General features: G+C 29.0%; 28 protein-coding genes and 1 tRNA gene. 7 read left to right on the forward strand and 22 right to left on the reverse strand.

What is annotated here, in order from left to right; translation table 11 throughout:
- Window position 1: 1 nt before the first annotated feature.
- From CLSA_RS23170 to CLSA_RS14530, 5 genes are all read right to left on the reverse strand, one after another.
- Complete coding sequence (locus tag CLSA_RS23170) at window positions 2–154, reverse strand: DUF6906 family protein (protein WP_022747132.1); 153 nt, start codon at window positions 152–154, stop codon at window positions 2–4.
- 8 nt (window positions 155–162) lie between these two features.
- Entirely contained in the window at window positions 163–288 is a 126-nt protein-coding gene (locus tag CLSA_RS24375; protein ID WP_022747133.1) for a hypothetical protein, read from the reverse strand.
- Window positions 285–443: a hypothetical protein gene (locus CLSA_RS23175; protein WP_022747134.1), complete on the reverse strand. Its 159-nt coding sequence runs from the start codon at window positions 441–443 to the stop codon at window positions 285–287. The genes CLSA_RS24375 and CLSA_RS23175 overlap by 4 nt, the downstream gene beginning before the upstream one ends.
- Window positions 444–445: 2 nt before the next feature.
- Complete coding sequence (locus CLSA_RS14525; RefSeq protein ID WP_022747135.1) at window positions 446–721, reverse strand: AbrB/MazE/SpoVT family DNA-binding domain-containing protein; 276 nt, start codon at window positions 719–721, stop codon at window positions 446–448.
- Between the two features lie 178 nt (window positions 722–899).
- Window positions 900–1,103 (reverse strand): helix-turn-helix domain-containing protein, encoded by a 204-nt coding sequence (locus CLSA_RS14530; RefSeq protein WP_022747136.1) that lies wholly within the window; start codon window positions 1,101–1,103, stop codon window positions 900–902.
- Window positions 1,104–1,367: 264 nt separating this feature from the next.
- On the opposite strand from CLSA_RS14530, the gene CLSA_RS14535 reads away from it, so the two are divergent.
- The 3 genes from CLSA_RS14535 to CLSA_RS14540 all read left to right on the forward strand — a co-directional run bounded on the left by CLSA_RS14535 (window position 1,368) and on the right by CLSA_RS14540 (window position 2,929).
- The gene (locus tag CLSA_RS14535; RefSeq protein ID WP_022747137.1) at window positions 1,368–1,724 is read left to right on the forward strand and encodes a helix-turn-helix domain-containing protein; all 357 of its coding nucleotides are present in this window, start codon (window positions 1,368–1,370) and stop codon (window positions 1,722–1,724) included.
- Window positions 1,725–2,261: 537 nt separating this feature from the next.
- Window positions 2,262–2,501: a helix-turn-helix domain-containing protein gene (locus CLSA_RS24380; protein ID WP_022747140.1), complete on the forward strand. Its 240-nt coding sequence runs from the start codon at window positions 2,262–2,264 to the stop codon at window positions 2,499–2,501.
- A 137-nt stretch (window positions 2,502–2,638) separates the two neighbouring features.
- On the forward strand, window positions 2,639–2,929 hold the full coding sequence (locus tag CLSA_RS14540) for a helix-turn-helix domain-containing protein (protein ID WP_022747141.1): 291 nt from the start codon (window positions 2,639–2,641) through the stop codon (window positions 2,927–2,929).
- Window positions 2,930–2,953: 24 nt separating this feature from the next.
- Here CLSA_RS14540 and CLSA_RS14545 read toward each other — a convergent pair whose 3' ends face one another.
- From CLSA_RS14545 to CLSA_RS14555, 3 genes are all read right to left on the reverse strand, one after another.
- Window positions 2,954–3,901: a tyrosine-type recombinase/integrase gene (locus tag CLSA_RS14545; RefSeq protein WP_022747142.1), complete on the reverse strand. Its 948-nt coding sequence runs from the start codon at window positions 3,899–3,901 to the stop codon at window positions 2,954–2,956.
- A gap of 135 nt (window positions 3,902–4,036) precedes the next feature.
- On the reverse strand, window positions 4,037–5,038 hold the full coding sequence (locus CLSA_RS14550; RefSeq protein WP_022747143.1) for a GGGtGRT protein: 1,002 nt from the start codon (window positions 5,036–5,038) through the stop codon (window positions 4,037–4,039).
- A gap of 26 nt (window positions 5,039–5,064) precedes the next feature.
- Window positions 5,065–5,757, reverse strand: coding sequence for an iron-sulfur cluster assembly scaffold protein (locus tag CLSA_RS14555; protein ID WP_041716289.1), 693 nt, complete (start codon window positions 5,755–5,757; stop codon window positions 5,065–5,067).
- 494 nt (window positions 5,758–6,251) lie between these two features.
- Here CLSA_RS14555 and CLSA_RS14560 point away from each other — a divergent pair.
- Window positions 6,252–6,338: transfer RNA gene (locus CLSA_RS14560), tRNA-Leu, on the forward strand.
- Window positions 6,339–7,085: 747 nt separating this feature from the next.
- Entirely contained in the window at window positions 7,086–7,247 is a 162-nt protein-coding gene (locus CLSA_RS23490; RefSeq protein ID WP_022747145.1) for a hypothetical protein, read from the forward strand.
- A 153-nt stretch (window positions 7,248–7,400) separates the two neighbouring features.
- Here the strand turns inward: CLSA_RS23490 and CLSA_RS23495 are convergent, their stop codons facing one another.
- The 9 genes from CLSA_RS23495 to CLSA_RS14590 all read right to left on the reverse strand — a co-directional run bounded on the left by CLSA_RS23495 (window position 7,401) and on the right by CLSA_RS14590 (window position 14,309).
- Window positions 7,401–7,577, reverse strand: a complete 177-nt coding sequence (locus CLSA_RS23495; protein ID WP_022747146.1) for a hypothetical protein — start codon at window positions 7,575–7,577, stop codon at window positions 7,401–7,403.
- Window positions 7,578–7,695: 118 nt separating this feature from the next.
- Window positions 7,696–8,616, reverse strand: a complete 921-nt coding sequence (locus tag CLSA_RS14565) for a DMT family transporter (RefSeq protein WP_041716290.1) — start codon at window positions 8,614–8,616, stop codon at window positions 7,696–7,698.
- Between the two features lie 325 nt (window positions 8,617–8,941).
- Window positions 8,942–9,760 (reverse strand): hypothetical protein, encoded by an 819-nt coding sequence (locus CLSA_RS14570; RefSeq protein WP_022747148.1) that lies wholly within the window; start codon window positions 9,758–9,760, stop codon window positions 8,942–8,944.
- Window positions 9,753–10,334, reverse strand: a complete 582-nt coding sequence (locus CLSA_RS14575) for an RNA polymerase sigma factor (protein ID WP_022747149.1) — start codon at window positions 10,332–10,334, stop codon at window positions 9,753–9,755. The genes CLSA_RS14570 and CLSA_RS14575 overlap by 8 nt, the downstream gene beginning before the upstream one ends.
- A gap of 532 nt (window positions 10,335–10,866) precedes the next feature.
- Window positions 10,867–11,025 carry a hypothetical protein gene (locus CLSA_RS22880; protein ID WP_022747150.1) on the reverse strand — a complete coding sequence of 53 codons (159 nt, stop codon included), beginning with the start codon at window positions 11,023–11,025 and terminating at the stop codon, window positions 10,867–10,869.
- Window positions 11,015–12,460, reverse strand: coding sequence for an FAD-dependent oxidoreductase (locus CLSA_RS14580; RefSeq protein ID WP_022747151.1), 1,446 nt, complete (start codon window positions 12,458–12,460; stop codon window positions 11,015–11,017). Before CLSA_RS14580 ends, CLSA_RS22880 begins: the two co-directional genes overlap by 11 nt.
- Window positions 12,461–12,555: 95 nt before the next feature.
- Window positions 12,556–12,660 (reverse strand): L,D-transpeptidase family protein, encoded by a 105-nt coding sequence (locus tag CLSA_RS24600; protein WP_335618195.1) that lies wholly within the window; start codon window positions 12,658–12,660, stop codon window positions 12,556–12,558.
- A gap of 78 nt (window positions 12,661–12,738) precedes the next feature.
- Window positions 12,739–13,608 carry a methionyl aminopeptidase gene (locus CLSA_RS14585; RefSeq protein WP_022747152.1) on the reverse strand — a complete coding sequence of 290 codons (870 nt, stop codon included), beginning with the start codon at window positions 13,606–13,608 and terminating at the stop codon, window positions 12,739–12,741.
- Window positions 13,609–13,628: 20 nt separating this feature from the next.
- The gene (locus tag CLSA_RS14590) at window positions 13,629–14,309 is read right to left on the reverse strand and encodes a DUF5680 domain-containing protein (RefSeq protein ID WP_022747153.1); all 681 of its coding nucleotides are present in this window, start codon (window positions 14,307–14,309) and stop codon (window positions 13,629–13,631) included.
- Between the two features lie 482 nt (window positions 14,310–14,791).
- On the opposite strand from CLSA_RS14590, the gene CLSA_RS14595 reads away from it, so the two are divergent.
- Window positions 14,792–15,922: a DUF362 domain-containing protein gene (locus CLSA_RS14595; RefSeq protein WP_022747154.1), complete on the forward strand. Its 1,131-nt coding sequence runs from the start codon at window positions 14,792–14,794 to the stop codon at window positions 15,920–15,922.
- Between the two features lie 196 nt (window positions 15,923–16,118).
- On the opposite strand, the gene CLSA_RS14600 is transcribed toward CLSA_RS14595, so the two are convergent.
- From CLSA_RS14600 to CLSA_RS14620, 5 genes are all read right to left on the reverse strand, one after another.
- Window positions 16,119–17,408 carry a hemolysin family protein gene (locus CLSA_RS14600; protein ID WP_022747155.1) on the reverse strand — a complete coding sequence of 430 codons (1,290 nt, stop codon included), beginning with the start codon at window positions 17,406–17,408 and terminating at the stop codon, window positions 16,119–16,121.
- 122 nt (window positions 17,409–17,530) lie between these two features.
- Window positions 17,531–18,379, reverse strand: a complete 849-nt coding sequence (locus CLSA_RS14605) for a zinc metalloprotease HtpX (protein WP_022747156.1) — start codon at window positions 18,377–18,379, stop codon at window positions 17,531–17,533.
- Between the two features lie 342 nt (window positions 18,380–18,721).
- Window positions 18,722–19,324, reverse strand: a complete 603-nt coding sequence (locus tag CLSA_RS14610; RefSeq protein WP_022747157.1) for a nucleoside/nucleotide kinase family protein — start codon at window positions 19,322–19,324, stop codon at window positions 18,722–18,724.
- A gap of 187 nt (window positions 19,325–19,511) precedes the next feature.
- Window positions 19,512–20,957 carry a peptidoglycan-binding domain-containing protein gene (locus CLSA_RS14615; RefSeq protein ID WP_022747158.1) on the reverse strand — a complete coding sequence of 482 codons (1,446 nt, stop codon included), beginning with the start codon at window positions 20,955–20,957 and terminating at the stop codon, window positions 19,512–19,514.
- A gap of 105 nt (window positions 20,958–21,062) precedes the next feature.
- Entirely contained in the window at window positions 21,063–21,746 is a 684-nt protein-coding gene (locus CLSA_RS14620) for a Crp/Fnr family transcriptional regulator (protein WP_022747159.1), read from the reverse strand.
- Window positions 21,747–22,008: 262 nt separating this feature from the next.
- Between CLSA_RS14620 and CLSA_RS14625 the strand changes: the two genes are divergently transcribed.
- Complete coding sequence (locus CLSA_RS14625; protein ID WP_022747160.1) at window positions 22,009–22,686, forward strand: zinc dependent phospholipase C family protein; 678 nt, start codon at window positions 22,009–22,011, stop codon at window positions 22,684–22,686.
- The last annotated feature ends 116 nt before the right edge of the window (window positions 22,687–22,802 follow it).

A 22,802-nucleotide genomic window follows, 5' to 3' on the forward strand; every position in this document is an offset into this window, starting at 1 on the left:
ACTACCTCCTAACTTCTTCGGTTTGTCCAGTTTCCTTATTCAAAATAACTAAAACATCAGAAGTATTTTTTACAAATAAATAGCACCCAACTTCATACCCTTTAGATCTTAGAAACTTTTTCATTTCCACAGTTAATTTTTTACCATGCTTCATACTGCCACCTATTTAACCCTTACCAATTTAGGTATCCTCTTAAAGTTAAAGCCAAATTCACTAACGCAGAAATAAAAATCTTTGTAATCTTTTATAACTCTGTATTCTTCACCTTTAATATTGAATTTTTTCAATAAAACTCAACCCCTTCCAATTCTTCGTAATCAAAATCTCTAAATTCTAGAGTTTTACCTCTATGAACGCAAGTTAAAAACAAACCCAAATTAGTATTCACAACTTCCCATTCTTTTCCGTCCTTAGTTTTAAACTTAGTTCCTGTAGGTTTCATAATTATTCAGCCTTTCTTACTTTGTTTACTTCTTCTGCAGCTTTATTAAATTCTTGCAAACATTTAGGGCATATATCTAAGCCTAATATAGTTGTTAAGTTTTTCATTTCTCCACAGCAATGACAGCCTGATTGATACTTTCTTAAGATTATGTCCTTGCTTTCAGTGAATATTTCTAATGCATCACCTTCATTAATGTTTAGAGTCTTTCTTAACTCTTTTGGTATTACAATTCTTCCTAAGTCATCTACTTTTCTTACTATTCCAGTATTCTTCATAACTTTGTCCTCCTTAAAATAATTGCTTTTTATCTTTCCAATTCCTCACCATGTTAGCCCTAGCGGTGTGTGGTTTTTACTAGGCTTGACCAATATTTAATTATGTTAACTTTTTGTATACTTTTGTATACTTTTATATAGAATTTCCAATAAGTATTCTTCTGATTCATTCATATGCTTATTCCTCCTTTAGAATATCTGTAGGTTTTACATCAAGTGCATTTGCTAAAGAATGAATGGTTTTTATTCTTGAACTTGATGATTCGTCACTTAATATCTGCGAAACTCTACTTTTTGAAACTTCCATTTTTTCAGCTAATTTACTTGGTGCTATGCCTTTTTCTAACATTATTTCTTTAACTTTGTTTATGTTTATAGGCATTTGTCTTACCTCCCCTCACTTGGTATGTTTTTATTATAAACTCATATTTTACTTTTATAAACTTTCATATACTTTTATATACATTAATCTAGCGAAACTATGTTCCCATTACTTTATTTTACAATACTTTATACTATTTTACTTCATTTTTCGTAATTAAACTTTTATATACTTTTATATACTCTATATATTTATTGTTTACTTTTGTTTACTTTTATTGACTATAGTCAATAAATATGTATAATAAAAAGTGAGGTGAATGTAATGGATTTTAATAATCGTTTAAAAATATGGATGAAAGAAAATGGAATAAAACAAATTGATATAGCAGATAAGGCTAATGTAACTAAAGGATATGTTAGTAATGTAGCTACAGGAAAGATTCCTCCAAGTAATACATTGGTTCAAGCCTTGTCAGAAATGAGTGGAAAGAGTGTTCATTGGTGGCTTTTTGGTGAAAATGAATATAAAGGCTTGGCTTCTCTAAATACTTTAATAGATACATTTATAAAAAGCGGAGATATAAAACAAGATGGTACATATGATGAGAAAATAAAAATAATATTACATACTATGTTAGATAAAGAAATAAGCAATAAATTAAAAGAAGCACAACATTAATTTGTATGTTGTGCTTTCTTTTTATTATGTTCTTCAAGTATTTTCATTATCTCTAGATAATATTCCTCAGCTTCATTAAGCTGATTTTCTTTTTCTTTATACTTGATCATTGATATGTCCCCTTTCAAATTCAATAAGTATTTTATAATAAAGATGTTAATAGTATTATATTGATCTATTGGTCTATTAAATCTCTATGTATAATAAATTTGCGTCTCTTAAAAATATGGATTAACATCAACTTTTATAATAAAATTACCTTACCTATTTTGAAAGATTATGTATATTATAGCATATTTATGTTATTTTTAGCAATATATAATCAAAATAGAAAAAGTAGCTTTTATAGTTGTCCATTTTTTTTACTTAAAATATATAATAAATATTCTTCTGCAGCATTCATCATTAGTGTCTCCTTAACTACTTGTATTTTTTTACATTGCAAAGCTTGTCTGTTTTGCTTTAAAATTATTATACACCCAAAAGGGTTGTATATATTACAACATTTCCCCACAATAAGACACTAAAAAAAGTGAGGTGTTAACTATACTTAAACACAAAAGAAGAATAAGAGGTCTAAATCAATCACAATTAGGAAAAAGAATACGAAAAAGCAAAAGTTACGTCAGTAGACTAGAAAGAAAAGTAAAAGGCTATGAACCTAATTTGTATATGATAAAAGAATTAAGTAAAGAATTGAAATGTTGCCCTGTACAATTATTTATATTTTTTGCAGATATTGATTGTGGATATTTTAAAAAAACAGATTTGCTTTAAAACAATTAATTTATCAAACCATACTCAATTTGATTATAATATCACCTTTTTTACATCAAAATGATTATTTAATAGCCATTGTCTAACAATATGCTCCTGTATAATTATAATTAAAAGAATATAAGGAGCATATAGCATTGTTAGGTGAAAGAATTAAATTACTAAGAAAAGACCAAGGCATTACACAGGACCAACTTGCGGAATATATAAATGTATCTAGATCAAGCATAAATGGATATGAAAATGGTGGTGTTGAACCTAGTTTAAGCGTTCTAGTCAAGATAGCAGATGTATTTAATGTAAGCTTGGATTATTTATTGGGACGAACTGAAGAAAAACATAATTTCAATTTATTAGATAAATACACCAAGGAATTTTTATTCAAAATACATGAACTTGTAAATAATTATAAAATAATAAAGAAGTAATCTTGCATATTTAATTATGTAAGATTATTTCTTTTTATTATTTATTTTAATAAAAGTATTATTAAATTCCTGTAGAATGTTATAATTATCTACATCTTTTTTCAAATCTGAAACCAATATATTTATATAATTTTGAGTCATTTCTAAACTACTATGTCCTAATATCTTTCTTAAACTCACAACACTATTACCTGCCAAAATCCACTTCTTAGCGAATGTATGACGTAATCTATGTATGCCTGTATGTTTTATTCCTTTACTCTTATTGTAACCACCTAAAGCTTGTGTGAGTGCTGATTTAGTTAGTTGTTTACCATAGATATTACAAAACAAATAATCTTCAGTATTTGAATATTGCCTATAATTCAAATATTCTTTTATAATTTTTATTATTTGGTTATTTAAAGGAATTGTGAGAGCTTTTCTATTCTTCGTATGCATTATATCCACACATTCTTCATTAAGCTTCAAATCTTTTATTTTAATATTTATAAGACTAGTTAATCTTATTCCAGTAGATAAGAAAAAAGCTGTTATAACATAATTTCTATATTCACAAAAATCACATTTTTTTAAATTTGGTTTTTTAAGCAATTTATCTAATTCTTCATCAGAATATGTTTCTATAGGATGTTTATCAACTTTAGGTAACACTATCTTAAATGCAGCAGTATACTCTTGATTTATAAAAAAATTAATTATTGTCTTAAGATCTCTACAATAAGTATACAACGTTTGTGAACTTACATCTTTATTTTTTTCGATTTTTATAATAAATTCTTCAAATGTTTTCTTGTTTATATCAGATAATAATATACTTTCATCAAAATATTTGATTATCTGCTTATATGATTCAATATAATGTTTAATAGTTCCCTCACGTAAATTTCTAGATCTACAGTTTAAGATATATTCCTCAAATCCTTCCTTAAAAGTTTTATCATTTCTGTAGTTCATCTTTAATTTTTTCATAAAATCCCTCCAAGAAATAGACGTGAAAATAGCACACGTCATATTTTAAAAATTATTTTTCAAAAAATATGATGTGTGCTATATATTATTTTAAGTATTTAATTATCTTAAAGTCTGTAAAGCCAGTAATACCAATTACTTCGCCATACCTTCTTCAACAGCAACAGCAACTGCAACAGTAGCTCCTACCATTGGGTTGTTACCCATTCCGATAAGACCCATCATTTCAACGTGAGCTGGAACTGATGATGATCCTGCGAATTGTGCATCTGAATGCATTCTTCCCATAGTATCAGTCATACCGTATGAAGCTGGACCTGCAGCCATGTTATCTGGGTGAAGAGTTCTTCCTGTACCACCACCTGATGCTACTGAGAAGTATTTCTTACCTTGTTCGATACATTCTTTCTTATATGTTCCTGCAACTGGATGTTGGAATCTAGTTGGGTTAGTTGAGTTACCAGTGATTGATACATCAACGCCTTCTTTGTGCATTATTGCAACACCTTCTCTAACATCGTCACAACCATAACATTTAACTTTAGCTCTTTCTCCTGTAGAGTAAGCTTTTTCTTTAACTACTTTAACTTCTCCAGTATAGTAGTCAAATTGAGTTTGAACATATGTGAATCCATTAATTCTTGAAATAATGAATGCAGCATCTTTTCCAAGACCATTTAAGATAACTCTTAAAGGTTCTTTTCTTACTCTGTTAGCTTTTTCTGCTATTTTAATAGCACCTTCAGCAGCAGCAAAACTTTCGTGTCCTGCTAAGAATGCGAAACATTTAGTTTCTTCTCTTAAAAGCATAGCTCCTAAGTTTCCGTGTCCTAAACCAACTTTTCTGTCATCTGCAACTGATCCTGGGATACAGAATGCTTGTAATCCTTCTCCGATTGCTTCAGCAGCATCAGCAGCCTTTGTGCAACCTTTCTTTATAGCTATAGCAGCTCCTAAAGTATAAGCCCATCCAGCATTTTCAAATGCGATTGGTTGAGTTTCTTTTGCAATTGTATAAGCATCTACTCCTTTTTCAGCGCAGACTGCCTTTGCATCTTCTAGAGTCTTCATTCCGTATTTTTCTAATACAGGAGTGATTTGGTTAATTCTTCTTTCATAACTTTCAAATAATGCCATAATAATATTTCCTCCTTTACAAATAATTATTTATGTCTTGGATCCATTAATTCAGCTGCATCAGCAACTCTACCGTATTGACCTCTAGCTGCTTCTAATGCTTCGTTAGCATCCATTCCCTTAGCTACATTTTCCATCATTTTTCCTAAGTTAACAAACTTATATCCAATGATTTCTTTATCTTCATCAACAGCAACTTCAGTTACATAACCTTCTGCCATTTCTAAGTATCTAGGTCCTTTTGCAAGAGTTCCGTACATAGTACCAACTTGAGATCTTAATCCCTTACCTAAATCTTCAAGACCTGCTCCGATAGGTAGTCCACCTTCTGAGAATGCAGTTTGAGTTCTTCCATAAACGATTTGTAAGAATAATTCTCTCATAGCTGTGTTTATAGCGTCACAAACTAAGTCTGTGTTTAATGCTTCTAATATAGTTTTTCCTGGTAATATTTCTGAAGCCATAGCAGCTGAATGAGTCATTCCTGAACATCCAATTGTTTCAACTAATGCTTCTTGAATGATACCATCCTTAACATTTAAAGTTAACTTACAAGCTCCTTGTTGTGGTGCACACCAACCTATTCCGTGAGTTAATCCTGATATATCAGTTACTTCTTTAGATTGAACCCATTTTCCTTCTGCAGGAATTGGTGCTGGTCCGTGATTAGGACCTTTAGCAAGTACACACATTTCTTCAACTTCTTTTGAATACATCATATATTTTTGCTCCTCCCTAATTAATAGATAATCACAACTTTTAAACCTTATTTCTAAGCTTTCTAATTGTACTGGACATAAAATAACCCAGTGGGGCATTTTTCCCCTACTGCTATTTTAGCAAATGATTTAACTTGTAACAACCTTTATTTGAAATTTTCTCTAAGAAATCTACAAAAAGTTATTTTAATTTTTAAAAATTGTATTTTTTTCAACTTCTTAAATACATTAACACAATATTGCATATAACTTTGTTGTTGTAAAATTTAATTGTATGAATATTAAAAGACTAATTTATTGTTTAATATAAATATAGGATTAAAATTAAATTATGAAACAGAAACGTAAAAACAGATATTTTTGCTATCTGAGCTTTAATCATCAATGATAACTGTAACTTTATAAAAACATGTAAAAAGCAAAATATATTTTTTTAAAAATAAGTATTGCAATATTTTCTAATACATGCTAGAATATGTTTTGTCAGCTAACATGCCGCTGTGATGGAATTGGCAGACGTGGTGGACTCAAAATCCTCTGGTAGTGATATCGTGCCGGTTCGAATCCGGCCAGCGGCACCATTTATTTAGATGAATTGCTGTATTACTTGGTTTACATACCTTGTAGTACAGCTTTTTTTATTTGTTTGTTTCTACACGATTTTATAATACATTAAATACTAAAACATATCTTTATAACAATTCCCTTCCCTATCCTATTAACTTATTTTTAAATATCAATATATATTCTCTTCTTTGTTATTCCATTTGTTACATCTCTCTTGACATTTATTATGAATATCAGTATCAATTTTCACAATACTGCTTTAATCGTTGTTTATTATATAATCTATACTAAAAAAAGATTAATAAAATTTCTATCAAAAACAAAAACACAGTACACTCAAATAATTTATCCAACATGTTTCTCCCTTTTTATAATTAACAATTAAATTAGAAACTACAACAAAACATGCATACAGGAGTAAATTTTTCACTTTCCTTTTTATACTTACGTTATTAAAGTATTTCTCAATAAAATCTTTAGTATCTCGGTTGACTAACGGACACAGTCCTATACGTTCATAATATCTACATAATATCGAAATGTTTGAATGAAAATGTCAATTTTTTACTTATTTCTGCAATAATCATAACTTTTCCTCTTCTTTGTGTTGTATTGTAGTGCCTATAATTATAATAGTCATTTAAAGTGATAAACTTCCAGTATAAACTAACGCAATAAAGGAAAAATATATTTGTTAAATACATTAGGTATTCTTGATTATTGTAATTAACACTTACAAAAAACGAAAGGAGATCATAATTATGGTTAGAAATGCATATGATGTCGAAGGTTTAAAGATATTAAATTCAAACAATTCAGTACAAAATTCCGCTAGCAGCGTTTACTCTGGCAGTGCTAAAAAATCTGCTTCTAAAAAAGGTAATACAACAAATTCTTCCGATTCATCAGATACTTCAAAATAAATTTAATGTACAAAAGTTATATATTAATTAAAATTAAATTCTAGCAACTACAAATAACCCACATAAACTTCAGATGATAAATAAAACTTTCAAATGAAGTTTATGTAGGTTTAACCAATATATTTTCTGGGTATGTTATTTTGTCTTGTAATTTTACTTTTCTTCACTCTCTTTAGTTTTTCTATCTATACCACATGATGTCCATGGGTAATCTGTATTGGCTAGATCACATAGCTTTGATGAATCTACTTTGCTTTTTTCTTCTTCAAAAGTCACTTCATATTTTTCTTCACATTTACCACTATAACCATATTTTTTGTCTTTGCTCACATTACTCGTCTCAAATCTTTTATAATTTATGTATTTATTATATAATCAGAAACATCTTTTTATTATACCACTGTTCTTCTATATATGTAATTTAGTTATAAAATAATATACTTCTATTCTACATTAACTTCTTTCTATTTTTGTTCTTTATTAAAACACTGATTTTTTGAACAGGTACACTTGATAATATCAATAAAGATGCAAAAAACTCTATCATTGTTAACTTCTCCCCTAACAATAGAAAAATAAAAAATAAAGTAACACATGGTGTAAAAAATGTAAAACTTGCAATCAAAGAAGCTGGTGAATATTTTAAAGCTTGAAAATAAAGAAAGGATCCAGCGACTATATTACTCATACTTAACCATAAAAGGCCATATAAATCAGTAATTTGCGGAAGTTTAAAACTTGAAAAGAAAGTGACACCAAATATAGATAAAACAAAAGATATAACTGTAATAAAAAATGTACTGAGCAACATGTCTTTTGTATTTTTCTTAACAAGATTACTAAAAAGTCCCCAGCTTATAGCAGCTATCATCGCCATCATATCTCCCTTAAAATTTGTAAATTTCAAGCTTACTAAGTCGCCCTTTGTTATTAAAAGAACAGTTCCTATAAATCCAATTAATATTGAACTAACCTTATAAATATTTAACTTTTCTTTATTTATAGGTATAGCAAAAATAACAATAAAAATTGGAAATAAATAATTGAGCATAGATGCTTCTATTGCTGGAATGACCTCAAGCGCTTTAAATAATAATATATCATAGAGAAAGGCTAGAATACCACATAGAGCTAATAAACTGATTTCTGATAGTTTCCATGATAAAATATCTTTTAAACTTCCTTTGAATATTAAAATTATTAAAAATACAATAACAGCCAACCCATACATATAAGACAAAACTTGATAGCTATCCAAATGATTCAAAAGCAATTTACTTGTTGCTGCTAACGATCCCCACATAAGTAATAAAATAGGCATTAAAATAAATGGATTTTTTGATGCCTGAACTCGTTGATTATCATCCATAATCACAAATCATCTCCTTCCTATAAAATATTATATATCATATAAATAAATTTCCGTACTTTAAATAAAAAATGGACAATAGATAGTTTTGCTTTTTTACAAAATTATCTACTGTCCTAATTATATTTTACCTAAAATTTTTACTTAATCTTAAATTGTTTATTATATCTTATGCCTTTAATAAAACTTTTATTTAATGCAGCATTTTTTACTTTCAGTGAATTGTTTTCTAAGTTTATAGACTCTATAAAAATTTTGTGTAAATTTAATAAAAATACATTAAGCTCCAAGGAATAAATGATATAATTCCTCAGGGATAGTCTTTTTATCCTATAACTTCTTTTGCCATATTAATCATATCATCCTGACTTAATTCAGTATAATCCATATTGAGGATAGAATAAGATATTCCATCTTCATACCACATGACTGTTTGATTTTGACTAACTTCTATTTCGTCTTTGTCACTTCCATATCCAATTTCAAGAAGTCCTTTATTTTCTAATTCTTTTTCTTCATCTGTTGGCTCATATCCTTCTGGAACTGACTTGTATTGGTTGCTAGTATATTCAATTTTTATTCCCTTATATTCTACTGATACAGCATTGTTTGAAATATTTTCATCGAAATGTTTCTGATCTACTTTCGCAGCAGACATACCCAAACTCTGATTTTTTTTAGAACCTTCTTTTTTATAATCAAAATCTGCACTCTTGTATTTCTCAACAGCAGCTCCCTTATCATCACGGACCTCATTGTTTCTATAGTTAAATGTATCAAATTTAAATCCATTATTAAAGGATCCAACATATTTAGGTGTAAAGCCAACACTCTCTTTTACTTTATCTTCACTTGGAAAAGTTTTAACTTCAGTTAGATGAGATGATGAACCAAATATTGCAGACTTATTAGTTGCTGCAACGCATGTTACGGTTGTTGCAACAATCAACATCCCCGCAATTATAAATGTCTTTGCTTTTAATAATTTATGTTTCATAATAAAAACTCCTTTATTATCCTTTTCTTTTAATATTTCATTTCTAATTTTAAAAAACATATTTTCGGGTATTGAAGCATTATCTGCTTTATCAATTAAGCATTCTTTAATTTTTTGATCTATATTTTCATTAAAATTTTTATTCATTAAGTCTCACCCTCTTTAAATTTCTATGATTATATTCATCGTCACATTTAATTAAACTGCTTTTTAATTTTTTTCTTGCACTATGAAGTCTCGATTTGACTGTTCCTTCAAAGCATCCCATTATTTTTGCAATTTCCTTAACTGTAAGACCATTAAAATAATATAGAATAATTACTGTTTTTTGTTTTAAATCAAGCTTTTCAATTTCTTCATGAAGATTATTGTTTTGTTCTTTCCTTAAATATTGATCTATAGAAGTATCAATACTTTTTTCATCTGCCTTTTCAAATATATTGTCAACTGGCAAAGATTTTTTATCTTTTTTTGCATATCTCCATGCAATTCGTGTAAGCATTTTGAAAAACCATGATTTAAAAGATTCAGGATTTTTAAGACTTTTTACATTGTTATAACAGCTTATAAATGCTTCTTGTACAATATCTTCACTTGTATGCTTGCTAGCTGTAATAAGATATGCGTATTTGTATGATTCATTTTTATATATTTCAAACAATTCACCTAATGCATTTATATCACCAGACTGGATTTTTATGACAAGCTCTTCTTCACACAATTTACTATCTCCCTTCTATTCTTATCGATGCATCTATATATTAGAGACATTAAGTTCTCAATTGGTTCATTTTTAACAAAAAATAATTATTATATAACATTTACCATATATTGTTTAGCTAATATTGTTGAATGTACATATTGTGACAGCCTTATAAACGTTTAGCAAAACAATAAAACAGAAGTTGAAATTCCTACTTCTGTTTTATTACTTCACCAAATTCAGTTTTCTATTGTTAAGTTTACAAAATCAGTACACATATTTTAATTTTCCTCTCTTACAAATTACAATTTATCCTTTGGTTGATTATAACATATTTTGTAAATATAGCACTGTTAAGCTTTTACAATCATAGTCTGAATTTCTCACTGCTCTTCCACACTGTTACATTATAATAAAGCTTATAAATACAATAATGATTTTTTTCATAAATATTTACTCTATAAATGTAAATAAGCAACATATCATACCATTATGAAATGTTGCTTTATCTTTATTAAAATTATAAAAAATATCACAAATGTATTTTTAGTTATGAATAGTTCAATACTCTTATTAATAATTTAACATTATTCACTCCTGAAGCTGTCGCAATTATAAAAGGATTTTTACTTTCTTTTAAGTAATCAAAAAACTCTGTTAATCCACTAGCTAATTTGAATTTATTCTTATTTATAAAACTATATTTCATCAAGAGATTTATTTGTAGGACTTTCTATCCAATTACCCTTATAATCATATCTTGAACCATGGCAAGGACAGTCCCAAGTTAATTCATCATCATTCCAATGAAGTTCACATTCTAGATGTGCACATTTTGTTGATACTGCAAATACCTTTCCATCGTTATCCTTATACACTCCAGTTTTTTGGCCATTATATTCTACGATACCGCCATGACCTCTTTGAATACTTTCAAGACTTTCCTCTGGAATATCTATTCTCTGTGCAATAAAGTTCTTTGCAGTTATCATTAGATCATTAGCCGCATTTTTCATTGATGCTGACATATCAAATCTTCCAGGTGAAAATATTTCTGAAAAGTCATTTTCTTTTCCAAGAATCATATCACTTATTATCATTGCAGCTACCATTGAAGTTGTCATTCCCCATTTTTTAAACCCTGTCTCAACATAAATATCCGGAGTCTTTGATGAATAATGACCTATATAAGGTATATTATCTAAAGTCATACAGTCTTGTGCTGACCAATGATATTTTTCTATTGAATTAGGATAAAATTCTTTGGCTGCTTTTCTAAGCTTTTCATAAGCTCCGCCCTCTTCGTTTTCACCAGCTCTTTGTGCTGCACCACCAAATATTAATAAATTTTTATAATTTCTAAATGAATATGCATTTTTATCAATACCTTTATACATTCCATTTACATCTTGAGCATTTTCTAAAGCTAAAACATATGACCTTTCTTGATGCATTCTCATAAAATAATATCCAGGAGTATTTAGAAATGGATAATGTGTTGCTACTATTATTTTATTTGCCTTAATTTTTATATCATCCTTTGTAACTACAGAAATTTCTTCTGTAATATCAAGTGCTGTTGTATTTTCATAAATAGTCAATTTTTCCGAAATTGTTTGCAAAAATTTAAGTGGATTAAACTGTGCTTGATTTTTAAATTTCAATGCTCCTTTAACCTTAAAAGGAAGATTTACTTCATCCACTAACTCTGCATCTATTCCTAGTTTTTTTGCTGCAATATATTCATCTTCAAGGCTTTTAGTATTATCTACTGAATACACATATGCATCCTTGCGTTCAAAATCACAATCAATATTTTCCTCATCAATTATTTCTTTATACTTTTCTATTGCAAGTTGATTAGCCTTAAAATATTGACTTGCTCCTTCTTCTCCAAATTCCTTAATTATACTATCGTAAATTAAGTCATGCTGGCATGTTATCTTTGCTGTTGTATTTTTCGTAACTCCGCTAGCTGTACTTTTAGCATCAATAACAACAACCTCTCTCCCACTTTTAGTAAGCATATAGGCTGTAAGTAATCCAGCCATTCCAGCCCCTATTACAAGAATATCACATTCTATATCTTTACTTAAAGCTTCTCTTTTTCTAAAATTAACCTCAGAATTCCATACACTTTCCATGTAAATCACCTCATGTTTAGTATTCCATTTTTTTTATAATATACACAGATTTATATTATGAAATAGACTATTTTAGGTTAATTATTATATACAATTTATGTTACTGTGATTCCGTATTTCACATTCTCATATAATTTCTCAATATCTTTATTAAACATTCTAATACAACCATAAGGAACATCAAATCTAATTATTCCCAATTGATATTAATGCTTTTTGCTAATTTCATCTGTTATTAATGATTTTGAAGTATACATCACTTTCTCAAAATCACATAGTTATTTTGAAATAACTTCTACTCCCTCTTCTGTTACAAGAACTGTATGTTCCCATTGTGCTGAAAGAGATCCATCAGCGGTCAATGCTGTCCATCCATTATTCTCATCTATGAATATTTCATGACTTCCAGCATTTATCATTGGTTCAATTGTAAATACCATTCCAGGCGCTAAAACCATATCTGTTCCTCTTTTTCCAAAATGAAAAACAAATGGATCTTCATGAATGTCTAATCCAACTCCGTGTCCTCCAAATTCTCTAACTACTGAATATCCATTACTTTCTGCATGCTCCTGAATTGCTGCTCCAATGTCTCCTAAAAATCCCCAAGGTTTAACTTCTTCCAATCCTTTATTTAGACATTCCTTAGCCACTTTAACCAAATTCTTGGCTTCTTCATTTACTTCGCCAATCATAAACATCCTTGATGCATCTGAATAATATCCATTCAATATACTAGTTGCATCTATATTTACAATATCACCATTTTTAAGAATAACATCGTTACTTGGTATTCCATGACATACCTCATTATTTATTGACACACAAATACTTTTTGGAAAACCATCATAATTAAGATCTGCTGGTATTCCACCCTTTGATATTGTATAATCATATGTTAATTTATCTATTTCCTCTGTTGTCATACCTTCTTTGATGTTCTCACTAATTAAATCTAGAAGACCATTATTAATTTCAGCACTCTTTTTTATTCCTTCAATTTGCTCTTTTGTTTTTATAAGCTTTTTCCCTGGTACTATATATCCTTTTCTTTTTAAGTCACTTAATTTTTTATCAAATTCTAAATGACATTTTTTATATTTCAATCCACTTTTACACCAACATAAATCATTCCTTTTTAACATCATGATATTACTCCTTATTTTAACTATTTAATTGATCCTCCGTGAAAATAACATTCATAAACTTTAATATCATCAAAATATATTTCCTCATATCCTTGAAACCACTTAAATTCTCCATTTATAATACAATGATATTTATACTGTCCATTTTGATAAATAATAGGGCCTCTATATGAATTTTCCTCAGTCACTAAGCTCAAAGCTTCCTTTAAAAAACTGCCTGAAAATCTTTCATCCAAAACTCTTCCAGTATAATTCATTGACCAAAATGGAACATCATCTTCCCATAACCCTTCTTCTCCTGAGAATCTTTCTCCACCTAAATAAGTGTCAATATATTTTAAGTTTCCCTCTACATATTCTAAGTCATGAGATTTCGGCCTTGAGGATTTATGCTCTGCCCCATTTCCAGCATATGTAGATCTTTTAGCCCTACATAGAAAATCGATTATACTTTCATTTATATGGTTAACTTTATTTTCTTGGATATACAAGCGACAATTTTCTTCATAGTCATTAACTAATTTATCAATGCTTACTTTAAAGAAATCACTTAATGCAATTAATTTGGCTATATCAGGATAAGACTGTCCTACTTCCCATTTTGCAACTGCTTGTCTTGATATACCTAAAAATTCAGCTAATTTTTCTTGTGATAGACCTTTCGCTTTTCTAAGTGTTTGCAATTGTTCTTGAAAACTCATAGTTTAATCCCTCCTAATATCAGTATACTGACAATATTATCATATTTCTACCACTTAAATATAACAAAGTTGACAACCCAAAGTTGCTTTCAGTAAAAAAGTAATTTTAATATCAATCATTTAGCATTTTTTATTGCTTCAATTGGCGAATTGTCTGCATCTTTATAACTCAATATATCCTTATTTACATTTGATAAATCCTGATTAGCGATTTTTGTTTGAACTGTTGCTGAATCTTCATTTTCATTTACTTCCCCTATTGCATAAGAAAGGTTAGCCCAAGTGGATCAAGCTTTCTTACTATTCTTAATGATTTCAAACAGAATGTTTATATAACTGTCATTTATCTTTACCTTAAAGAGGTCATCGTTCTCTTTAAGCAATTTTTTTCTATTTTATTTAAAATAAGTATTGACTTAGAGTTAACTCTAAGTTTTATAATAAATATGAACCAATTTAATATTTTACAGAGGTGACTAAATATGGAAAAATCAAAAGTTTATTTTACAGATTTCCGTACCAAACTTGGCGAAGGTTTACCAACCAAGCTAAAGAGACTTATTAAAGATGCAGGCATAGGACAAATAGACATGGATAACAAGTTCGTTGCAATCAAGATGCACTTCGGCGAACTTGGTAACTTAGGTTTTCTTCGTCCAAATTACGCTAAAGCCGTAGCCGATATGGTGAAAGAACTGGGTGGCAAACCCTTTCTAACTGACTGCAACACATTATACCCAGGCAGCCGCAAAAACGCCCTTGAACATCTTGAATGTGCATGGGAGAATGGATTCACTCCCCTTTCAGTAGGATGCCCTGTTATCATCGCTGATGGATTAAAAGGTACTGACGATATCAATGTACCTGTAATAGGGGGAGAATATATAAAAGAAGCTAAAATTGGTCATGCAATCATGGACGCTGATATCTTTATCAGTCTAACTCACTTCAAAGGTCACGAAATGACTGGTTTTGGTGGTACTATTAAAAATATTGGCATGGGCTGCGGATCTCGTGCTGGAAAAAAAGATCAACATCTTAATGGTAAACCACATGTCATAGAAGATAAATGCCGAGGATGCCTAAGATGCCAGCGTGAATGTGCTAATGATGGTCTATTGTTTGATGATGTAAAAAAGAAAATGACTATAAATACAACAAATTGTGTTGGTTGTGGTCGCTGCCTAGGTGCATGTAATTTTAATGCAATTGAATTTTCAAACTGGTCAGCCAGTGAAGAACTAAACTGCCGTATGGCAGAATACACAAAAGCAGTAATCGATGGTCGCCCTAGCTTCCACATTTCTCTTGTAATAGATGTTTCACCTAACTGTGACTGCCACTTCGAAAATGATGCTCCAATACTACCTAATATAGGTATGTTTGCATCATTCGATCCTTTGGCACTAGATCAGGCATGTGTGGATGCTTGTATGGCAGCAAAACCATTAGCAAATAGTCAGCTATCCGACAACATGTCAAAATCTGATTTCGTTGATCATCATGACCACTTTACAAACTCAACTCCTGAATCAGAATGGCGGACATGTTTAAATCATGCAGAAAAGATTGGTATAGGTAGTCGTAAATATGACTTAATTGTTATTAAATAAAACATATTTATAAAAACAATAAATCAAAATATATCTTTCTGTATAACATAAAACTGCAAGCAATTGATAAATCTGTATATCAATTACTTGCAGTCTCTCTATTTACTTTCATTTGATACCATTTAAAGAATGATATCTTTTATCTGAATAATTGTTATGATGCAAATTTGTTTATTAAGTTAATATTTCACGTTGACTACTCATTTTTAATAATCAAAATTTTATTTATTCTTTTACTATCACATTTCAATATTATAAATTCATATTCCTTGTAATTAATTTTATCATTAACTTGTGGATAGGATTTTAACTTTGAATAAATCCACCCACCTATAGTATCAATATGTTCCATTTCAATTTCTATATCTAACAATTCATTTATATATTCAATATGAACTTTTCCATCTACTATATAATTACCCTCTTTAGTTTTCTTGATTTCTTCTGTTTCTTCATCAAACTCATCTTGAATTTCACCAACTATTTCTTCTAAAATATCTTCAATTGTTACTAATCCAAATGTTCCTCCATACTCATCAATGACTATGGCAATTTGTATTTTTTCTTTCTTGAATATCTTTAGCAATTCACTTATTGACATAGATTCTGGGATAAATTTAATCTCTCGAATGATGCTTTGTATATTCTCATTATTTCCTTCAATCTTAAGTCTATATAGGTCCTTTATATGTATAAAACCACTAATATTATCCTTACTGTCCTTACATACTGGATATCTAGTTAACTGTTCTGCTAAAGCATATTTTATTATTTCATCAAAAGAATCTTCAAGAAAAATACATGTCATATCAGTACGAGGTATCATTATATCTTTTACAGTTTTTTCAGAAAAATCAAATATATTATCTACAAAAGTTAATTCTGTTTTATCTATTAAACCATGCTTATAACTTTCTTCAACCAACAGCTTTATTTCTTCATCAGTATGAGCCTCCTCATGCTCATCCATTTGAGAAAATCCAAATATCTTCAAAATAAAATTAGTAGTATGATTGAACAACCACATTATCGGATAAGTTAAATTATAAAACATAATCAACGGCAAAGCTGTATACATTGCTATCTTTTCTGCAGTTATAATAGCTAATGATTTAGGAACTAACTCTCCAAGTACAATATGGAAACCTGTGATAATAGAAAACGCTAAAACAAACGAGATTGAATGGATAGTGCCTTCTGAAAGATTAAACATATTAAAAATTGGACTTAACATATTTGACACTGCTGGTTCCCCTACCCATCCTAAACCTAAAGATGCTAAAGTTATTCCTAATTGGCATCCTGATAAATACGAATTCAAATCATTAACAACCTTTAAAGTATGTTTAGCGTTCGTATTTCCTTCACTCACTAATGTTTCTACTCTAGATTTTCGTACTTTTACCATAGCAAATTCAGCTGCAACAAAAAATCCATTCATAAATACAAGTAAAAACACAATGATGATATCCATTAAGATATTCATTTATTTACATACCTCCAAAATAATTATTATTAACTATTGTTTATTATATATTTTTAATAAATAGTATTATCTATCTAATATGAGCAACATGCATTTTTTGTAAGACATTTATATTAATATCTTTAATTTAAAGATTGAAGTCTGCGTACTCTGTCCTCTATAGATGGATGAGTGCTAAATAAATTCATTAATCGTTTAGCACTTAATGGATTCACTATAAAAAGATGACTTGCTGCAGGGTTAACATCCATAGACACCCTTCTTGAATATACTTCCAGCTTTAACAAAGCATCGACCAATCCTCTGCCATTTCCTGCTATTTTAGCTCCTGTACTGTCTGCAAGATATTCTCTAGATCGTGATACTGCCATCTGTACCAATATAGCTGAAATAGGTCCTAAAATTATCATTGGTAAAGAAGTTAATATTCCTCCACCTTCTTCTTCACTATTATCCCAGCCAAACATAAGTGCCCACTGTGCCCAATCGGCAATTGTTGTTATTACGCCTGCCATTACAGCCGCAATAGTGCTAATAAGCACATCTCTATTCTTAATATGTGCTAATTCATGAGCAATAACACCTTCTAATTCTTCATAATTTAATATATCTAATAAACCCTGTGTAACAGCAACAGCTGAGTGTTTTGGATTTCGTCCTGTTGCAAAAGCATTTGGCTGAATAGATGGTGTAATATAAAGTCTTGGCATTGGCATTTTAGCATTTGATGTCAGTCTTTCCACCATATCATAAATTTCAACATTACTTTGTTTTGATAGTGGCTTAGCTCCAGTCATAGAAAGAGCAATTTTATCACTAAACCAATAACTGCCTCCATTCATAACCAATGATACTATTAAAGCAATAATTATTCCTCCTTGACCACCTAAAGTTCTGCCTGCTAATACTAATAATATAGTTAAACCACTCATTAAAAGCAGAGTTTTAATTTGATTTCCTAAACTATTCATCTTATTTTCCTCCTTGTACTCTGATATTTTTAATCTTAGTAATTTTAATTCAACATTTTCTTCTTAAGTTTAAGGTTTATTGTAATAAAAAGACTCTATAGTTAGAAAACTTTCTAACTATAGAGTCTCACTAAGCATTTTACCTTCAAAGCCGGGATTTCTCCGTAATGACGACTTTGAATCCTGTATAACTACAGGCAGTTACTCCCCCTATAAATACGGTTATAATTATCTCTTTTAATATTATTATTAACTATATTACTATTAAACCAAGAACTTGTCAACATTATAATAAATTTCTATCTATGATATTATAATTTGTTTATTATGTTATCTTATAGATTAACTACTAATGATCACGCTATTTTTCTCTATATGATATCTTTTGAAATATGCATTTTCTTTTGGTATCCATTCAGATATGAATTTCTCTAATAGTTCGTTCCCATTGCGTACTCGAATTCGTTCTATCTGTTTTTCCTTTGGTAATCTTATAAATATCTTCATCTGATAATTTTCTCCAAAATACGGATGTTGACTATAAGAACCTTCAATGATATTAAGTCTTTTACTACCTATTTCTTTTCCAGCCTCAATCGCTCTGATATCACACCGGAAAGGTCTATATATTATACTTTTCTTATTGAGTATTGGAATAATTACTTCTTTCTTAAAACGTTCATAATCAACATTACCACCAATTTCAGCTAATCTTTCTTCTGTTCTTTGCTCGTTTTGAAGGAAAAAATCATCCATGTGAAAAATATTACAATCAAATTTATTTTGCAAATAATAACCAAGAGTTGTTTTTCCCGAAGCACACATTCCATCAATAGCTATCATTATAGGTGTTTTTTTAGTTTTTAGCAGTTCATTTATTTTCTCCACCACTGGTTGAAATAGCTTCCTACATGATTCTTTCATTACTAATTTTTCTTCTATCATCTACTAACACTTCCCTATCTAATTTTTCTGCCAAAGTGTAAATTTATTAGAATCTAATACAAAAACACATTCTTCAATTGATACAGTTTGGCACTCAAATAACCACTAATCAAATTAAATATGATTAGTGGTTTTATTACTTGTTTATTTTCACGCGTCTTATTATTTTGAATGTGCCTAAATATATTTAATAATAAAATCTAGGAACTCTTTTTTCATCATCCATTCCTGGTATAACTGGTGGTATAAATTCATTTTTTAACCATTGTCTACTTGATTCAGTGGTAGTAAGCTCTGCAAGTTTTGTTACTCCAACATAAACATCCGATATCTTATACCATGTTGCATAGTCTACTACACCTGTTTGTGGAAGTGTGAATATTTGTTGAAATATTCTTACTGAATTCGCTGTCTTTTGTCCATATTTTCCATCCTCGGCAAGTTTCGGAATTAATGGATAATTCCTCGATATCCTGTTTAATTGACCTTGAATTGCTTTTACTGATGCACCAGATGATCCAATAGTTAACGGTTCTCCTGGATATGACATTGGTATTCCAGCAACTTTTTCAGCCGTAACTAATTCAATATTATATCCATAATAATGTGTTAATATATCATACGGTACGTAGCCTTGAGCACCTAATTGCTGACTTCCCCATTGACTTAACCATTCTGGACAAGTAACACTCTTTCCATCGCAGTATTGTGTAAAAAGCGGCTGCTTCTTTCCAATTCTTCTTACATATGTGGAAAAAATCTCATCTACAATTTGACTTATGTTATCGTATATATTTCTACCATAATTAAATGCCTGATCATAAGCTGTAGAGCTTGTAATATCAAAGTTCTTGCCTTTTCCTCTATACCATTCAGTAAAAATTCTGTTCAACGTAAAAGATACAATACAAAAAATATTTGCTCTTAATGCTGATCCTGTCCAAGTTGAATATATTTCACATGAAGCAACATTTTTAATATAGTCCTTAAACGGTACCTTATAATTTGGTGCCGATGGATCATTTGGACTTCCTTGATGAACAACAACAAATTCTGGTACTACAGGCTGAGCTAACACAACTCCTGAACTTGGTGGTGGTACTGGTTTATCTTCTTCTTCAGGTATCTTAGGAGGGAAATTTCCATTTAATGTATTAGGCTGTATGTCAATAAATGACTGCCTCATAGGCCCTCTTCCTAAATTAATCTCTAAATTACATATTTGAAATGCAACTCTGGTAGGAAATACTTGACATCCCCTTATTACTATTGGGTTAAATCCGCTTCTTTCAACGGTTATATCATATAAGCTATAAGGTATCTGATTACTATTTTCATTTAAAGAATATTCTAAAGGTGGCGCTGGTAATTCTATTATTTGAGTTAATCCTGATGAATTTGTGGTAAGTTCAATATCTCTAACATTTTCCGATGCTCCTTTTACTGTTATTTTAGCATTATCGATCGGAACATAATTATAACCTCTAAAGCATTGAACTTTTAGCGCACCAGTATTTCTAGTACTCCCTCCAACGCTTGTTATAACATTTCCAGAACTTGTTGTAACATTTTCAGCGTTTGTTGTACCGCTTCCCGCATTTGTTGTAACATTTCCACTACTTATATTATCCATAACATTCCTCTTTATATTTTTTCTTAGAATATTATATTTATTAGATAGACTATTTGATACTGATATATCTATACTCTTTAAAATCTCTAGTTAAAATAATTATTTTTATTTTTTTAACATTTCATTCAAATCCTTAATAATTACTATCTTCCCTCTCTCTAATTTTATATATCCCTTTTTTTCTATGCTTTTTAACTTTCTGCTTATAACTTCACGCACTGAGTCAACTTCAAAAGCCAACTCACTATGAGTTGCATAAATTATTTTGCTATTTTTATTAATTAGTAATTTAATTAGCCTTGATTCTAAAGATTCATGAATTATCTCTTCTTTATTTTCTATAACAAAGTTGAATTTTTTGTACAAATCTTTGTACATATATAATAAAAATTGAGTATCATTCATAAAATATTTTCTAACCACATCAGATGGTATTATACATACTTCTGAATCCTGAATTGCTTTACCGGTTACATTTAAAGATTTCAAATTTGATAAACAACTTAAAGCCTCATGACAAAACCCTCCTTCTTTTATATTATAAAGGTTAGTTTCTTCCCCCTCGTGATTTATCTTTTGTATTTTTATTGTTCCTCTTAATACAAACAAGACACCCTCACAAGTCCCATCTGTTGATCCTATATAATCCTCTGAATGTACAGTTTTAAAAATTGCTTGTGTACTTATTATATTATTATTATCTTTATCAATCTTCTTTAATACTGGATATGTTTTATATAAATCATCTATATATTTCAATCTATTATTTAATATTTTATCACTAGTCATATTTAATTTCCTCCCAGTACTATTATATATTAATTTTTTATATTAGTAACAACTTATGTTTATACTAAATACAATATTCTATCATAAACATAAAGTAATATAAAATCATATTAATTTAATATGTTAATAACAATACTTGAAAGAAAAATAATTATAATTTGCATAATTTAGTTAAATGTTACTTATTTTAATGTAATTTTAATATTTATATGCTCTAATTAATTTATAGTAAAAAACACATTATTAAAAGGAGAGATTAATTATGAAAGTTAAAACTCATGTAAAATTAGCAGAATTAGCTTTTATTAAAAATATAAATAATATTCCAAAAGGATTTTCTAAATCTATGTTTAATTTTGGTCTTGTAATGGTTGATCAAAGTTGGTTAGTAAAAACTCATCCCCATTACATGCAACACTCTTTAGAATATATAAAAGAAAAAATCAAACACCTTCTTTCAATAAAAAGATTCAATAGCTATCATTCTATACAACTTGGCGTAGTTGTGCATTATCTTTGCGATTTTTGTTGTTACTCTCATATAAATGGATGTATCGGCAACATTTCTTATCACTTAAAATATGAACGTGAAATACAAAAATATTTACTTAAAAACTTTGATACTTTGAAAAAATCAGAAAAAAATACTTCTGCTAATAATATGGATACTACAAATATGAAATCAGTAAGTTTTTCTTCTATAAAAAACTCAATAGATAATGTACTATCTAATTATATTAATGGTCAACATTCATATTTGTGGGATATAAAAAAATGTATTGAAATCAGTTCTATAGTATGTTCTGCTGTTTTTGCTCTTAATTTTGCGAGAAATTCTAAGCTACATATTGTTAGAATTCCTAACTTTATTGGCAAAATCAGATTAAATTCTTATAATAATAGAAGTGCTTTATTAAATAGAAGTGTGCTATCAAAATAAATTATAATCATATGAAAATAAAAGGTGAGAATACATAAAAAATTATATTTTGTATTCTCACTTAGTTTACAATTTTATTATTAATAAGTTGTTTTACTCTTAAGACATATTCAAAT

The sequence above is a fragment of the Clostridium saccharobutylicum DSM 13864 genome (assembly GCF_000473995.1).
Lineage (GTDB): Bacteria > Bacillota > Clostridia > Clostridiales > Clostridiaceae > Clostridium > Clostridium saccharobutylicum.

Excerpts from the sequence above, each read along its gene's own strand:
- CLSA_RS23170 (WP_022747132.1), bottom strand. The coding sequence starts at position 154 with ATGAAGCATGGTAAAAAATTAACTGTGGAAATGAAAAAGTTTCTAAGA.
- CLSA_RS23175 (WP_022747134.1), bottom strand. The coding sequence starts at position 443 with ATGAAACCTACAGGAACTAAGTTTAAAACTAAGGACGGAAAAGAATGG.
- CLSA_RS14525 (WP_022747135.1), bottom strand. The coding sequence starts at position 721 with ATGAAGAATACTGGAATAGTAAGAAAAGTAGATGACTTAGGAAGAATT.
- CLSA_RS14530 (WP_022747136.1), bottom strand. The coding sequence starts at position 1,103 with ATGCCTATAAACATAAACAAAGTTAAAGAAATAATGTTAGAAAAAGGC.
- CLSA_RS14535 (WP_022747137.1), top strand. The coding sequence starts at position 1,368 with ATGGATTTTAATAATCGTTTAAAAATATGGATGAAAGAAAATGGAATA.
- CLSA_RS14545 (WP_022747142.1), bottom strand. The coding sequence starts at position 3,901 with ATGAAAAAATTAAAGATGAACTACAGAAATGATAAAACTTTTAAGGAA.
- CLSA_RS14550 (WP_022747143.1), bottom strand. The coding sequence starts at position 5,038 with ATGGCATTATTTGAAAGTTATGAAAGAAGAATTAACCAAATCACTCCT.
- CLSA_RS14555 (WP_041716289.1), bottom strand. The coding sequence starts at position 5,757 with ATGATGTATTCAAAAGAAGTTGAAGAAATGTGTGTACTTGCTAAAGGT.
- CLSA_RS23490 (WP_022747145.1), top strand. The coding sequence starts at position 7,086 with ATGGTTAGAAATGCATATGATGTCGAAGGTTTAAAGATATTAAATTCA.
- CLSA_RS14565 (WP_041716290.1), bottom strand. The coding sequence starts at position 8,616 with ATGGATGATAATCAACGAGTTCAGGCATCAAAAAATCCATTTATTTTA.
- CLSA_RS14570 (WP_022747148.1), bottom strand. The coding sequence starts at position 9,760 with ATGAATAAAAATTTTAATGAAAATATAGATCAAAAAATTAAAGAATGC.
- CLSA_RS22880 (WP_022747150.1), bottom strand. The coding sequence starts at position 11,025 with ATGAAATATAGTTTTATAAATAAGAATAAATTCAAATTAGCTAGTGGA.
- CLSA_RS14580 (WP_022747151.1), bottom strand. The coding sequence starts at position 12,460 with ATGGAAAGTGTATGGAATTCTGAGGTTAATTTTAGAAAAAGAGAAGCT.
- CLSA_RS14585 (WP_022747152.1), bottom strand. The coding sequence starts at position 13,608 with ATGATGTTAAAAAGGAATGATTTATGTTGGTGTAAAAGTGGATTGAAA.
- CLSA_RS14590 (WP_022747153.1), bottom strand. The coding sequence starts at position 14,309 with ATGAGTTTTCAAGAACAATTGCAAACACTTAGAAAAGCGAAAGGTCTA.
- CLSA_RS14595 (WP_022747154.1), top strand. The coding sequence starts at position 14,792 with ATGGAAAAATCAAAAGTTTATTTTACAGATTTCCGTACCAAACTTGGC.
- CLSA_RS14600 (WP_022747155.1), bottom strand. The coding sequence starts at position 17,408 with ATGAATATCTTAATGGATATCATCATTGTGTTTTTACTTGTATTTATG.
- CLSA_RS14605 (WP_022747156.1), bottom strand. The coding sequence starts at position 18,379 with ATGAATAGTTTAGGAAATCAAATTAAAACTCTGCTTTTAATGAGTGGT.
- CLSA_RS14610 (WP_022747157.1), bottom strand. The coding sequence starts at position 19,324 with ATGATAGAAGAAAAATTAGTAATGAAAGAATCATGTAGGAAGCTATTT.
- CLSA_RS14615 (WP_022747158.1), bottom strand. The coding sequence starts at position 20,957 with ATGGATAATATAAGTAGTGGAAATGTTACAACAAATGCGGGAAGCGGT.
- CLSA_RS14620 (WP_022747159.1), bottom strand. The coding sequence starts at position 21,746 with ATGACTAGTGATAAAATATTAAATAATAGATTGAAATATATAGATGAT.
- CLSA_RS14625 (WP_022747160.1), top strand. The coding sequence starts at position 22,009 with ATGAAAGTTAAAACTCATGTAAAATTAGCAGAATTAGCTTTTATTAAA.